Below are 13,865 nucleotides of genomic sequence, written 5' to 3'. Positions count from 1 at the left end.
CACTTCAGTTGTCAGGCGCGAGAGGTCAGTAGCGCGGACAGCGGCCTGAACGGCTGCAGCCACGCCCCCTGCTCGGGCAGCGAATCAAGTCCGATTCGCGGTAACGGCTCCCTGAAGACACCGGAAATGTCCTCAAGGTCGACGAACTCCAAGGTATCCGACGCTAACGCCCAACTGGCATGTTCGCGAAATCCGAGGACGTGGACGTCAATACCATCACGGGCGATGTCCTCGAGCGGCAGCCGGAACGCCTGCCCGTCCGCCGAAGCCACGTAAACGCTGGCTAGACCCTCCCGGCGGCGCAGCGCGATGTGATCGAGCATGTCGGAGTCGACATCGCTGTCGTCCTCGATCTTGGGCTTCGCGAATACCGCGAAACCCACATTCCGCAGCGCTTCGACCCACGGTCGCACGACGTCGGCGCTGCCCGGCGCGATGTTGGTGAACACCGTCGCCTCGGGTTCCAGCGCGCCCGAGAGGCCGTCGGCCTGCCTGGCCGCGGACAGGTCGGCGGTCTGGGCCAGCAGCCAGCGACCCAGCGCATCGAACCTGGGCCGGTGCGCTGCGGTCGGCCTGCCTCCGAGGATCGAGCCAAGGCCCATGTCGAGGTTCGGGGCGTCCCACACCAGCAGCACGCGCTGCGGCGGTTCCACCACAACGGGTTGCTCCTCGTCCAGGTGGTCCTCAATGTCCGCGCCCTCGGTGAGGTCCCCAGAAGCGCCCACAGTGACGTCCTCGGAGACGCTCATGACCGTCTCTCCCAGATCAGTTCGGTGATGGCACTGCCGGCGTGCCGGCCCTTCGCCTCGAACTTGGTCTCGGGTCTGCGGGACGATATCGGCAGCTCGTCGCGTGACACCCGGTCCTGATCGACGCGTGCCAGCAGCGCCTCACCGTCGCCGACTTCTGCGATCTGCTCGGCGTAGCCGGCGTGGTCGGTTGCGGCGTGCAGAACGCCGCCCGGTTTCAGCCGGTCGGCGATGAGGGCCACCGTGGTCGGCTGCAACAGCCGTCGTTTGTGGTGACGTGCCTTGGGCCACGGATCGGGAAAGAACACCCGCACGCCCGTCAGTGAACCAGGTGCCACCATGTGTTCGAGGACGTCGACGCCGTCGCCCCTGATGAAGCGGATGTTGGTCAGTCCCTCGCGGTCGGCCGCACCGAGCAACTGCGCGAGACCCTTGCGGTAGACCTCGACGGCGATCACGTCGAGATGCGGTTCGGCGGCGGCCATGGCCCGGGTCGAGATGCCGGCACCACAGCCGATCTCCAGAATCACCGGCGCCGACCTGCCGAACCACGTCGCGGTGTCGATAAGGCCCGCCGGAGCGCCGTTGGCGTCGCGCGCATCCCTACCGAGTTCGGGCCATCGCCGATCCCAGGTGTCCTGCTGGCCGCCCGACAGGGCCGAATGCCGTGCGCGGACGACGCTGGTGATGCGTGGGTAGGGGTGCGCGGGGGCGGAGGGCTCTTGGCTGGCCTCGGGTGCGGCCTCCTCGCGCTGGGCATGCATCGGTCCATCGTCTCGCATGAACCACCGGGTACCCGCATCGCGGGACATATTGATACCCAACAGTTGCCTTTGGCCAGCTGGGAGAACCGGTGAAATCAGTGCTCCTTTCAGTTCTGCGGGGGTGCGACGATGACGGTGTGGGTTCGTGGGGGGAAACGCACGGGGATGTCGTCCGCGAGCGTGATGCTGCGGCGGCGTTTGCGACGGCCCTTGAGCAATTTGCTGAGGAATCCGGCGCAGGGCAGTTGACGCCGCTCATCTCCCGACTGCGTAGCCCGGTGTGTGTTGCGGTCCGGGGCCGTCGTGGCGCAGGAGTCGCGACGATGCGCGCGGCGCTCACGATCCGGGGCGTGTGCACCACGCCGGATCCGCACGCCGACGTTCGCGTGCTCGTCGCGGTCGAGGCGCTCAAGCCCGAGGAACGGGCCCGATTGGCGGCCGGTACCGACACGATCGTGGTCCTCAACAAGGCCGACCTGTGCCGGGCGCTGCCCGACGGGCCGATGGCCGAGGCCAACCGCAGGGCCGGCCGGATCCAGGCCGACACCGGCGTGCCGACCATCGCGATGAGCGCTCTGCTCGCCGTTGCGGGGTGCGGCCCGATGGAGGATGAGACCCTCCGAGCGCTGCGCGTGCTGACCCGCGCGCCCGCCGATCTGAGCAGTGTGGATGCCTTCGTCACCGCCGAGCATCACCTGAGCGCCCACACCCGTGAGTGTCTGCTGCAGCGGTTGGACCGATTCGGCGTCGCGCACGCCGTGCGGGCACTCACGCGTGGAGCCGACGCGGCGAGGCTGCCCGAGGTGATGTCTGAGTTGAGCAACGTCGATGCGTTGCTCGCGGCACTGCGGTCGGCCTCGGCGGCGGTGCGGTATCGCCGGGTGCGCGAGGCGATCATCGAATTGCGCTGTCTGGCAATGCAATCTGGCCTCAACGGGCTGCTCGACTGGCTGGCCGGTGACGAGCCGGTGCTCGCCGCCATGGCCGCGGCGGTCAACGTCCTCGAATCCGACGGGCTGCTGGTGGACCCGGGTGTGCGACCCGACGCGCACCGCAGTCGGGCCCTGCACTGGCGGCGATACGGTCGCGGCTGCGTCGGCGCGCTGCACCGCGACTGCAGCGCCGACGTCGTGCGGGGATCGCTCCGGCTGCTCGGTGAGCCGAGGTGAGCCGGCCCGTCGTCCTGGTGATCGGGCCACCGTACGCCGGGGTCACCAGTCTCGTGGCGGCACTGGGTGAGCGCATGGCTGACGCGACCGTCGTCGAGGCAGTCGCTGACGGCGAGACGGTCGGCGCGGTGGTGTTCGCGGTGTCGGCGGTGGCCTCGATGGCCGAATCCGACTGCGCTCTGCTCGACGGTTTGCTCGAACCCGTCATCGCGGCCGTGACCAAGATCGACGCCCACCGCGGCTGGCGCGACGTGCTCGCCGCCAATCGGGCGGCCCTGGCAGGTCGGGGACGACTGCACTGCGACATCCCGTGGGTGGGTGTGGCCGCCGCGCCTGATCTGGGCGAACCGGGTGTCGATGATCTCGTGGCCGCGCTTCGCCGCGGGTTCGCTGATGTCGAGGGATTCAGGCGGCAGCGGTTGTGTCGGCTGCAGGACCGGCGGCGACGCATCGTCGGAGACCACCGGCGGCAGCGGTCGACGACCGCGCTGACCGTGCGGGGCGCGGTGGCGCAGGCGCGGGTGTCACTCACCCATTGGGCGCGTAACCGCTGCGCGGTGATGGTGGCCGAGCTGCGCGCGGAGACGGCGACGCTGTCGCGCGCGGAGGCGGCCGAGTTCGAGGCCCGTGTTGGTGAGGTCGCCGCGGCGGTCACGGCCGAGGTGGACGCGCAGATCGGTCACGAACTCGATGCCCTCGCCGAACGGCTGGCCGTGCCCCTGCCGACTCTCACGGACCCGGTGCCGGAGCCGTCGGTCCGCACCGAGCCGATGCCGACGACGCGACGCGACGAGAACCAACTGGTGGTGATCCTGGGGGTGGGCTTCGGGCTGGGTGTCGCGCTGGCCGCGGGCCGGCTCCTGGCCAGCGTCGCCGACGGGCTCGACGTCGCCGGGTTGGTCGTGGGTGCGGTGCTGGGGCTGGCGGTGACGCTGTGGGTGATCGGCATCCGAGGGCTGCTGGCCATCCGCGCCGGATTCGACCGGTGGGTCATCGAGGTCGGCGCCGCAGCACGCTCGGATGCCGAGGCACGCGTCGCCATGCGGTTGCTCGCCGCGGAGGTGGCGCTGACGGCGTCCGCGGCCGAGCGCACCGAGAAATCGTCGGCCCGGATGGCCAACCTGGTCGCCGAGATCGACGCAGAAATTCGGGCGATGACGTGAGGCGGAACCACTCGACCGCAGATTGCCCGCGAAATGGTTGTTTCTGAATCGTTCCTGTGAGCGATCGGACATACTCCCGATTTACCGCGGGTATGTCACCCACGTTAACCTCGTTAAAAGCGACACCGTGACGGCAAGCAGGAGAATTTCGATGACCTCAGCGACCATTCCGGGCCTGGACAACGCACCCACCAAACACGAGGGCCTGCTGGCATGGGTCCGCGAGGTCGCAGAGCTGACCCAGCCTGACCGGGTCGCCTTCGCAGACGGCTCCGACGAGGAGTACGCGCGCCTCGCCGAGCACCTCGTTGCCGCGGGCACCTTCCAGAAGCTGAACGAGGAGAAGCAGCCCAACTCCTACCTCGCCCTGTCGGATCCCTCGGATGTGGCGCGCGTCGAGTCGCGCACCTACATCTGTTCCCAGCGTGAGATCGACGCCGGCCCCACCAACAACTGGATGGATCCCGCCGAGATGCGGACCATCATGAAGGACCTGTACCGCGGTTCGATGCGCGGCCGCACGATGTGGGTGGTGCCGTTCTGCATGGGCCCCCTCGGTGCGGAGGACCCGAAGCTGGGCGTCGAGATCACCGACTCCGAGTACGTGGTCGTCTCGATGCGCACGATGACCCGTATGGGCAAGGCGGCGCTGGACAAGATCGGCGACGACGGCTTCTTCGTCAAGGCGCTGCACTCGATCGGCGCACCGCTCGAGCCCGGCCAGAAGGACGTGCCGTGGCCGTGCAACGACACGAAGTACATCACCCACTTCCCCGAGACCCGCGAGATCTGGAGCTTCGGCTCCGGCTACGGCGGCAACGCGCTGCTGGGAAAGAAGTGCTACTCGCTGCGCATCGCATCGGCCATGGCACACGACGAGGGCTGGCTCGCCGAGCACATGCTGATCCTCAAGCTCATCTCGCCGGAGAACAAGGCGTACTTCATCGCGGCGGCGTTCCCGTCGGCGTGCGGCAAGACCAACCTCGCGATGCTGCAGCCCACCATCCCCGGCTGGCGCGCCGAGACCGTCGGTGACGACATCGCCTGGATGCGGTTCGGCAAGGACGGCCGGCTCTACGCCGTCAACCCCGAGTTCGGTTTCTTCGGTGTCGCGCCCGGTACCAACTGGGACTCCAACCCCAACGCCATGAAGACCATCGCCGCCGGCAACACCGTCTTCACCAACGTCGCCAAGACCGACGACGGTGACGTGTGGTGGGAGGGCCTTGAGGGCGAGCCTGATCACCTGATCGACTGGAAGGGCAACGACTGGGTCCTGCGGGAGACGGAAACCAAGGCGGCGCACCCGAACTCGCGCTACTGCACCCCGATCTCGCAGTGCCCGACGCTGGCCCCCGAGTGGGACGATCCGCAGGGTGTGCCGATCTCGGCGATCCTGTTCGGCGGTCGCCGCAAGACCACCGTCCCGCTGATCACCCAGGCCCGCGACTGGCAGCACGGTGTGTTCATTGGCGCCACCCTGGGCTCCGAGCAGACCGCCGCCGCCGAGGGCAAGGTGGGCACCGTGCGCCGCGACCCGATGGCCATGCTGCCGTTCATGGGCTACAACGTGGGCGATTACTTCCAGCACTGGATCGACCTGGGTAAGAACTCCGACGAGTCGAAGTTGCCCGCGGTGTTCTTCGTGAACTGGTTCCGCCGTGGCGACGACGGCCGGTTCCTGTGGCCCGGATTCGGCGAGAACAGCCGCGTGCTCAAGTGGGCCATCGAGCGCATCGAGCACAAGGCCGACGGCAAGAGCACCCCGATCGGCATCGTGCCGACTGCCGCTGACATGGACCTCGAGGGGCTTGACGTGGACGCCGCCGACGTCGACGAGGCACTCGCCGTCAACGTCGAGGAGTGGCGCAACGAGGTGCCGCTCATCGAGGAGTGGTTCGAGTTCGTCGGCGAGAAGCTGCCCACCGGTATCAAGGACGAGTTCGACGCGCTGAAGACCCGGTTGGCCGAGGCCGACTAGTCACCGACTGCTGCTCGTGCGACCTAGTTGACACCCGTCAAGTAGGGGCGTCGTAGAGTCTGCTCATGCAGATCCGTGACACCGCCGCCGCCACCCCCGACAAGCCGGCGATCATCCTGTATCCGTCGGGGATCGTGGTGACGTTCGGTGAACTCGAGGCCAGGGCGAACCGGTTGGCCCATCACTTCCGGGCGGCCGGTCTTGTGGAGGGCGACACCGTCGCGATCCTCATGGAGAACAACGAGCACCTCCACGCTGTCATGTGGGCGGCGCGGCGCAGCGGGCTGTACTACGTGCCGATAAACACGCACCTGACGCCCGCGGAGGCGGCCTACATCATCGACAACAGCGGCGCGAAGGGTGTCATCGGCTCCGCTGCCCTGCGTGAGACGCTCGCCGGCCTCGGGGCCGAACTGCCCAACGGGCTGCCCGGGGTGCTGCTCATCGCGGATGGCGATCTGGACGGTTGGCAGCGCTACCCGGAATGCGTTGCCGATCAGCCCGATACGCCGATCGCCGACGAGATCGAGGGTGATCTGCTGCAGTACTCATCGGGTACCACCGGCCGGCCCAAGGGCATCAAGCGCGAGCTGCCGCACCTGCCGCCGCCCGAGGTGCCGGGCCTGATGGCCATGCTGGTCCAGTTCTGGATGACTCCGGAGACCGTCTACCTCAGCCCCGCGCCGCTCTATCACACCGCGCCGTCGGTGTGGTCGATGCAGACTCAGGCCGGCGGCCACACCACGGTCGTCATGGAGAAGTTCGACGCCGAGGGCGCCCTGGACGCGATTCAGAAGTACCGCGTCACCCACGGTCAGTTCGTCCCGGTGATGTTCACCCGGATGCTGAAACTTCCTGAGGCCGTGCGGAACTCGTACGACGTCTCCAGCCTGCAGCGCGTCATGCACGCCGCCGCACCGTGTCCGGTGGAGATCAAGAAGCAGATGATCGACTGGTGGGGCCCGATCGTCGACGAGTACTACGCGTCCTCCGAGGCGCACGGGTCGACGCTGATCACGGCTGAAGACTGGCTGACGCACCCGGGGTCTGTGGGCAAGCCGATGATGGGTGCACTGCACATCGTCGACGAGGACGGCAACGACCTGCCTGCGGGGCAGGCGGGTGAGATCTACTTCGAGGGCGGAGCGTCGTTCGAGTACCTCAACGACCCGGAGAAGACCGCATCGTCGACTCATCCCAAGGGCTGGAAGACGGTGGGGGACATCGGATATCTCGATGAGGACGGCTACCTGTACCTCACCGACCGGCGCCACCACATGATCATCTCCGGTGGGGTGAACATCTACCCCCAGGAGGCGGAGAACCTCCTCGTCACGCATCCGAAGGTGATGGACGCGGCCGTCTTCGGGATCCCCGACGCCGAGATGGGCGAGAGCGTCAAGGGCGTCATCCAGACGGTTGACCCGTCCGACGCCACCGAGGAGTTCGGCGAGGAGCTGATCGGATGGCTGCGGGATCGCCTGACGCACTACAAGTGTCCGCGATCGATATCGTTCGAGGCGCAGCTGCCTCGCACCGACACCGGCAAGCTGTACAAGCAGAGCCTCATCGAGAAGTACTCGGCTCCGGTCGGCTGACGGAATGGGCCTGCGCGTCGTCGACCTGGCAGACGAACCGTTCGCGGTGTCGTCGGGACTGGTGGTCGCAACCGGGGACGTGTCGGCGCCTGCCGCCGAATACTGGTTGAGGAAAGCCACTTTCACGCTGACCGAACACCCCAGCGACGATATTCGCACGGTCAGCGTGCCCTCTGTGGGTGAGGCAGTCGAGGAACTCCGGGAGCGGGTGACGCGGTGGCCGACGGCCGCGGCTGTCTGCGAGGACGTGCTGCGCGCCCTCGACGAAGACGCCCCCGCCTACAACGGCGTCATCACCGAGTCCCTGGCCTACTCGACCCTGCAGTCGGGGTCCGAGTTCGGCCGCTGGCTCGCCGAGCGCGGTCCGGCGCGCTCACCGGAGGAGCCCGACCCCGTGCAGGCCGAACGGGTCGGTGACGTCCTGTACGTCCGGTTCAACCGGCCCAAGCGGCACAACGCGTTCTCGACACCCGCACGTGCCGCACTGCTGGAGGCGTTGGAGATCGCGCGCGTCGACCCGAGCGTCACCGAGATGGTGCTCACCGGAAACGGGCCGTCGTTCTGCAGCGGCGGCGACCTCGCCGAGTTCGGCAGCTTCGCCGATCCCGCCGCCGCGCATCTGGCCCGCACCCGATACAGCCCGGCCCTGGCGCTCGACGCGATCACCGCCAGGCTGGGGCGCGCGTGCCGGGCCGAGGTGCACGGTCAGGTGCTGGGCAGCGGTCTGGAGATGGCGGCGTTCTGCGGTCACGTGACGTGCCGGGCGGGCGCGACGCTTGGCCTGCCCGAACTCGCCCTTGGCCTACTGCCCGGAGCGGGCGGCACCGTCAGCATCACCAGGCGCATCGGCCGGTGGCGCACGGCGTACCTGGTGCTCTCCGGCCGGTTCATCGACTCGGCCACGGCACTGCGCTGGGGGCTCGTCGACGCCGTCACCGAGTGACTTCTAGCTGGAGCGGCGCAGCGTCACTCGGTAGGTGTACTGCTCGGGCAGGAAGTGGCTGGTGGCCAACTCGACGGGCGTCCCGGTGGCATCGGAGTACAGCCGGTCAACCCGCAGCATGGGATGGCGCAGCGCGCAGCCGACCGCGTCGGCGACCTCCTGATCGGCAGGCCCGACCGTAATTGACTGTGCCGCTTCGGCTATCGGGTCGGCCAGGTGGGGTTCGATGAGCGCGATGACTGTCGTGGTGCTGACCGCTCCGTCGGCCACCTCAGGTGAGCCCAGCACATGCCGCACCACCGACTCCGGCAGGTACACCCGGGTCAGGACGAAGGGGACGCCGTCGTGTAATCGGCGGAAGTTGACGGCGTAGACGACGTCCTTGACCAGGCGCAGCCGGCTGGCGGCCTCGACGTCGACTCGCCGGTGCAGGCCCGAGGTCACCTCCATGGTGGTGTCCTCGGACAGGCTCATCAAGTCCTCAACGGAGCCGAGTTGGCGCAGGTAGCGCCCAGGATCGTTGGCGTAGGTGCCGCGGCCGGGGACTCGGTAGACGATCCCCTCGGCGACCAGGTCCTGAAAGGCGCGTCGCACGGTCTGACGGGACAGTCCGTGGTGCGCAACGAGTTCGGACTCCGTTGGCAGCCGGGCCCCGTCGCGGTAGACGCCCGCCGCGATCTCGTCGCGGAGGCGTTGCCGAAGTTCCTGATATGCCGGGGCGGGTCGCATATCGCTGACCTCAGATGCCGCCACGGGCGACGAGCTGCCCGGCGATGACATTGCGTTGGATCTCATTCGTGCCCTCGCCGACGATCATCAGCGGGGCGTCGCGGAAGTAGCGCTCCACGTCGTACTCGGTGGAGTAGCCGTAGCCGCCGTGAATGCGAACGGCGTTGAGCGCGATCTCCATTGCCGTCTCCGACGCGAACAGCTTCGCCATACCGGCCTCCATGTCGGCGCGCTCACCGCTGTCGTAGCGGTCGGCGGCGTAGAACACGAGTTGGCGCGCGGCGGTGAGCTTGGTCGCCATATCGGCCAGGTAGTGGCCGACCGCCTGGTGCTTCCAGATCGGCTGACCGAAGCTCTCCCGCTGCTGGGCGTAGGCCAGTGCGTCCTCCAGTGCGGCGGTGGCCACGCCGAGTGCCCGCGACGCGACCTGGATGCGGCCGGTCTCCAGGCCCTTCATCATCTGTGCGAAGCCCCGACCCGGTTCCTCGCCGAGGATGGCCGTGGCGGGTACCCGGTAGTCGTCGAACGACAATTCGCACGACTCGACACCCTTGTAGCCGAGCTTGGGCAGGTCACGTGAAACCGTCAGGCCAGCACCGTGTTCGGCGAGCACGATCGAGATGCCCGCATGTCTGGGCACCGCGTGGGGATCGGTCTTGCACAACAGGGCGATCAGACCGGAACGCCGCGCGTTGGAGATCCAGGTCTTGGCACCGTTGATCACCAGATCCTGACCGTCGATACGGGCCGCGGTGGTCATGGCTTGCAGATCCGAGCCGCCGCCGGGTTCGGTGAGCGCCATCGTGGCGCGCAGCTCGCCGCTGGCCATGGACGGCAGGTAGCGCTGCTTCTGCTCGGTGGTGCCGAACAGGTCGATCAGCTTTGCGACGACGGTGTGGCCGCCCATGGCCCCGGCCAGGCTCATCCAGCCGCGCGCCAACTCCTGTGTGACCAGCGCATAGCAGCGGGTCGAGACCGGTGAACCGCCATAGGCCTCAGGTACCGCCAGGCCGAATATGCCGATGCGCTTCATCTGTTCTATCCACGCCTCGGGATATTCGTTGGCGTGCTCGACCTCGCGCACGGTCGGCTTCACATCCCTGTCGATGAACGCCCGGACGGTGTCCACCAGCATGGCTTCGTCTTCGCTGATATCTGTCGTACTCATATGTACGGCCATATTGACACATCGACATGGGTACTGCCAGCATGTGACGTTGTGACTTTGTACGGCCAAATGTCCGGCGGCCCCTTCTTCGATGACCTGGCGGTCGGTCAGGTCTTCGACTGGGCACCGTCGATGACCCTGACCGCCGGCACGGCCGCGGTCCACCAGTCGATACTCGGGGATCGCATGCGATTACCCCTGGACTCGGTACTGACCCACGAGGTGACCGGAGCGGGCACCGCGCTGGCCCACCCCGCGCTGGTCGCCGATGTGGCGATCGGCCAGAGCACACTGGCCACGCAACGTGTGAAGGCCAACCTGTTCTATCGCGGGCTGACGTTCTTCCGCTTCCCGGTCATCGGCGACACCCTGTACACGCGAACCGAGGTGGTGGGCCTCAAGCAGAACTCTGCCAAACCTGGCCGTGCCGCAACGGGTCTGGCGGCCCTGCGGATGACGACGATCGATCAGGCGGACCGGTTGGTCCTGGACTTCTACCGTTGCGCGATGCTGCCGTTGAGTTCCGAGGTGACCCAGACCGGCCACACCGATGACCTGTCGACCATCGGATCCGACCTCGCCCCGGCCGCTGACCCCACGGCGGACTGGGACGTCGAGGCCTTCCGGCGACGCGTACCCGGACCGTATTTCGATTCAGGGATCGCGGGCACGGTGCTGCACAGCACAGGCGATGTCGTCAGCAGCGCACCCGAACTCGCCCGGCTGAGCCTCAACATCGCCGCGACGCACCACGATTCGCGGGTCGGCGGGCAGCGACTGGTGTACGGCGGGCACACCATCGGGTTGGCCCTGGCGCAGGTGTCGAGGGCGCTGCCGAATCTCGTCACGGTGCTGGGCTGGGAGTCCTGCGATCACACCGGGCCGGTGCACGAGGGCGACACCCTCCACAGCGAGATCTATGTCGAGGCGGCGACCGAACGGCCAGGCGGCGGCGGTGTCCTGTCGCTGCGTTCACTGGTCTACGCGGTCGGTGAGCAGGACCGTCAGGTGCTGGACTGGAGATTCACCGCACTGCAGTTCTAACGCCGGGGACAATGGGCCGCATGGATGGCCCCGTGCACCCCGAGCGCAGCGCCATGGACGCACAGGCCAGGGACTGGGGGGCCAGCGGGCTCGCCTACCTCACGGGCCCGCCCGACGGACCGCCGGACTTCAGCCGCGCCGGCGTCCTCGCGCACGCCAGTTCCATTGCCGCTCAATTCAGCGCCGGGACCGGGGTCGCGGTCGACGCCGCGACGCTACTGGCCGGGCGCGCAGCGCTGCTGGGTCTGACCCGCGCCGGTCAGGTATCCGCGGGCGGTGCGACACGGCTGCTGCGCGCGGGCGGCGGGTGGTGCGCGATAACGCTGTCTCGGCCAGATGACGTGGACGCCGTGCCTGCGGTGGTGGAGGCGGACGCGGCGCCCGATGATCCCTGGCGAGCACTCGAGTCGTGGGCCGCCGACAGGTCGGCGGTCGAGGTGGTGGAGCGTGCCCGACTGCTGGATCTTCCCGCCGCGATCCTCGGTGAGGCGGTCCCGGCCGATCCGCTCGTGCGTCGGGTCGGACGGCTGACGGCGCCCCGCACCCCTGACGGGCTGCTCGTCGTCGACATGTCCTCGATGTGGGCCGGGCCATCCTGCGCGATGCTGCTCGGCCAGGCGGGCGCCACGGTGGTGAAGGTCGAGAGCCGGGGTCGGCCGGATGGCACCCGATCCGGTTCGCGCGCCTTCTTCGACTGGATGAATGGCGGAAAGCTCTGTTATGCCGCCGATTTCACCGACACGACGCGATTGCGCGAGTTGCTCGAGGTGGCTGACATCGTCATCGAGGCGTCTCGGCCCGCGGGGCTTGCGCGCCGGCGCATGGGGCCCGATGACATCGCCGCGCGCGACGGCAGGGTGTGGCTGTCGATCACGGGGTATGGCACCGACGACGCTGCCGCGAACCGGGTCGCCTTCGGCGATGACGCCGCCGTGGCAGGCGGACTGGTCGCAGGCAGTGCGCGTGATCCGGTGTTCTGCGCCGACGCCGTCGGTGATCCGCTGACCGGCCTGGACGCCGCAGTGGCCGTGGTCAAATCCCTGCGCCGAGGCGGCGGCGAGGTCATCCAGCTCGCCATGGCGGCCGTCTCCGCGCGCTACGCTGCGCTACCGACGCTGGCGGGCGAGTGGTCGGTGCCCGTCGGCCTGCCCGCAGTGCCATATCCCTCGCCACCCGCCTCCCACCTCGGCGCGGACAACTCGCAGGTGGACCGAATGATCGACGAAAGAAGGCTCACTCCATGCTGATTCAGCGTGCCAAGCTCCTCGGTGGGAGCACGGTCGACATCCGGCTGCATCAGCAGATCGTCGAGGTGGCACCGCAACTCACCCCGACGACGGGGGAGCCGGTACTCGACGCCGCGCACCGGACGGTCATCCCGGGCCTGCACGACCACCACGTGCACCTGCATTCAGCCGCGGCTGCGTTGTCGTCGGTGCGGGTGGGGCCGAGGGAGGTGGCGGGCCATGACGATCTCGCCGCGGTGCTCGCGGGTGCCACGCCCGGGGAGGACGGCTGGATCAGGGCCATCGGCTATCACGAGGCCGTCGCCGGGCCGCTGGACCGGACCGCTCTCGACGGGGTGTCACCCGCGACGCCGGTGCGCGTGCAACACCGCAGCGGAGTGTTGTGGACCCTGAACACCGCCGGGCTCGTCCGGGTGGGACTTGCCGATCACCCCGACGGCAGGCTCAGGAGCGCCGACTCGAGCTGGTCGAGTGCACTGCAACGCCGCGAGACGGGGCTGGCAGAGCTGAGTCGACGACTCGCATCCCTGGGTGTCACCGGAGTCACCGACGCCACACCGAATCTCACGATCGACGACGTGGTGAAGTTCGCCGAGGCCCACCAGCACGGCGAGCTGTTGCAACGAGTGCACTGTCTGGCGCCGGGCAAGCGCATCCTGCACGACGACGCGCTGGACCTGGACGATCTCGAGGCGTGGATCGGTGCGCGCCATGGCGCCGGGGGGCCGGTCGCCGTGCACTGCGTCACGGCGGCCCAGCTGGTGGTCACCATCGCGGCCCTGCGTTCGGTGGGAACGATGCCGGGTGACCGCATCGAACACGCGGCCGTCGTCCCCGAGGACTGCCTGACCGACCTCGCCGAACTCGGCGTGACGGTGGTGACGCAGCCGAACTTCGTCTGCGAGAGGGGCGATCAGTACCTGGCCGACGTCGACGTCGACGAGCACCCACAGCTGTGGCGGTTGGCGTCGCTGCAGGCCGCCAACGTCGGTGTCGCGTTGTCGACCGACATGCCGTTCGGCGATGCCGACCCGTGGGCGGCGATGCGGGCTGCGGTGCACCGCAGAACGGCGTCGGGCACGGTCCTCGGATCGGGTGAGGCGGTTGCGGCGCGCACGGCGCTGGAACTGTTCTTCGGGTCGGCCGAGCAGCCGACGCGGCAGCGCACCATCGCGCCCGGCCAGCCGGCCGATCTGTGCCTCATCGCGGCAGACGAGCCTGACCTCCTCGCCGCACTGGAGGCGGGCCAGATCGCGGCGACGATCGTGGATGGCAAGGTGGCTTACGAGGCAGGGCGCTAGATCGGGCGA

12 protein-coding genes are annotated in these 13,865 nt (G+C 68.4%); 8 read left to right on the top strand and 4 right to left on the bottom strand.

Translation table 11 applies throughout. The features are described from left to right. Positions 1-11: 11 nt before the first annotated feature. Both ABIA65_RS01470 and trmB read right to left on the bottom strand, forming a co-directional pair. A complete protein-coding gene (locus tag ABIA65_RS01470) occupies positions 12-749 on the bottom strand; it encodes an NYN domain-containing protein (protein WP_241401723.1) in 738 nt (245 codons plus the stop codon). After that, positions 746-1,561, bottom strand: coding sequence for a tRNA (guanosine(46)-N7)-methyltransferase TrmB (gene trmB, locus ABIA65_RS01465; protein ID WP_502919503.1), 816 nt, complete (start codon positions 1,559-1,561; stop codon positions 746-748). The genes ABIA65_RS01470 and trmB overlap by 4 nt, the downstream gene beginning before the upstream one ends. A gap of 41 nt (positions 1,562-1,602) precedes the next feature. Between trmB and ABIA65_RS01460 the strand changes: the two genes are divergently transcribed. The 5 genes from ABIA65_RS01460 (at position 1,603) to ABIA65_RS01440 (ending at position 8,367) form a co-directional block, all read left to right on the top strand. Next, positions 1,603-2,682 carry a hypothetical protein gene (locus ABIA65_RS01460; RefSeq protein WP_354522378.1) on the top strand — a complete coding sequence of 360 codons (1,080 nt, stop codon included), beginning with the start codon at positions 1,603-1,605 and terminating at the stop codon, positions 2,680-2,682. Continuing rightward, entirely contained in the window at positions 2,679-3,845 is a 1,167-nt protein-coding gene (locus tag ABIA65_RS01455) for a hypothetical protein (RefSeq protein WP_354522377.1), read from the top strand. Before ABIA65_RS01460 ends, ABIA65_RS01455 begins: the two co-directional genes overlap by 4 nt. A gap of 151 nt (positions 3,846-3,996) precedes the next feature. Beyond that, entirely contained in the window at positions 3,997-5,826 is a 1,830-nt protein-coding gene (locus ABIA65_RS01450) for a phosphoenolpyruvate carboxykinase (GTP) (RefSeq protein WP_241401719.1), read from the top strand. A gap of 65 nt (positions 5,827-5,891) precedes the next feature. Next, positions 5,892-7,424: a fatty-acid--CoA ligase FadD4 gene (gene fadD4 / locus ABIA65_RS01445; RefSeq protein ID WP_354522376.1), complete on the top strand. Its 1,533-nt coding sequence runs from the start codon at positions 5,892-5,894 to the stop codon at positions 7,422-7,424. A 4-nt stretch (positions 7,425-7,428) separates the two neighbouring features. Continuing rightward, the gene (locus tag ABIA65_RS01440) at positions 7,429-8,367 is read left to right on the top strand and encodes an enoyl-CoA hydratase/isomerase family protein (protein WP_354522375.1); all 939 of its coding nucleotides are present in this window, start codon (positions 7,429-7,431) and stop codon (positions 8,365-8,367) included. A gap of 3 nt (positions 8,368-8,370) precedes the next feature. Here ABIA65_RS01440 and ABIA65_RS01435 read toward each other — a convergent pair whose 3' ends face one another. Both ABIA65_RS01435 and ABIA65_RS01430 read right to left on the bottom strand, forming a co-directional pair. Then, positions 8,371-9,096 (bottom strand): GntR family transcriptional regulator, encoded by a 726-nt coding sequence (locus ABIA65_RS01435; RefSeq protein WP_354523067.1) that lies wholly within the window; start codon positions 9,094-9,096, stop codon positions 8,371-8,373. A 10-nt stretch (positions 9,097-9,106) separates the two neighbouring features. Further along, positions 9,107-10,264 (bottom strand): acyl-CoA dehydrogenase family protein, encoded by a 1,158-nt coding sequence (locus ABIA65_RS01430; RefSeq protein WP_354522374.1) that lies wholly within the window; start codon positions 10,262-10,264, stop codon positions 9,107-9,109. 69 nt (positions 10,265-10,333) lie between these two features. Here ABIA65_RS01430 and ABIA65_RS01425 point away from each other — a divergent pair, with 69 nt between their 5' ends. The 3 genes from ABIA65_RS01425 to ABIA65_RS01415 are packed head-to-tail and all read left to right on the top strand — an operon-like array spanning position 10,334 to position 13,856. Continuing rightward, positions 10,334-11,308 carry a MaoC family dehydratase gene (locus tag ABIA65_RS01425; protein ID WP_354523066.1) on the top strand — a complete coding sequence of 325 codons (975 nt, stop codon included), beginning with the start codon at positions 10,334-10,336 and terminating at the stop codon, positions 11,306-11,308. Positions 11,309-11,361: 53 nt separating this feature from the next. Further along, on the top strand, positions 11,362-12,555 hold the full coding sequence (locus ABIA65_RS01420; RefSeq protein WP_354523065.1) for a CoA transferase: 1,194 nt from the start codon (positions 11,362-11,364) through the stop codon (positions 12,553-12,555). Continuing rightward, the gene (locus tag ABIA65_RS01415; RefSeq protein ID WP_354522373.1) at positions 12,549-13,856 is read left to right on the top strand and encodes an amidohydrolase family protein; all 1,308 of its coding nucleotides are present in this window, start codon (positions 12,549-12,551) and stop codon (positions 13,854-13,856) included. Before ABIA65_RS01420 ends, ABIA65_RS01415 begins: the two co-directional genes overlap by 7 nt. Positions 13,857-13,865: the final 9 nt, after the last annotated feature.

The sequence above is a fragment of the Mycolicibacterium sp. 624 genome (assembly GCF_040548615.1).
Lineage (GTDB): Bacteria > Actinomycetota > Actinomycetes > Mycobacteriales > Mycobacteriaceae > Mycobacterium.
This window is presented reverse-complemented; position numbering and strand designations above follow the sequence as displayed.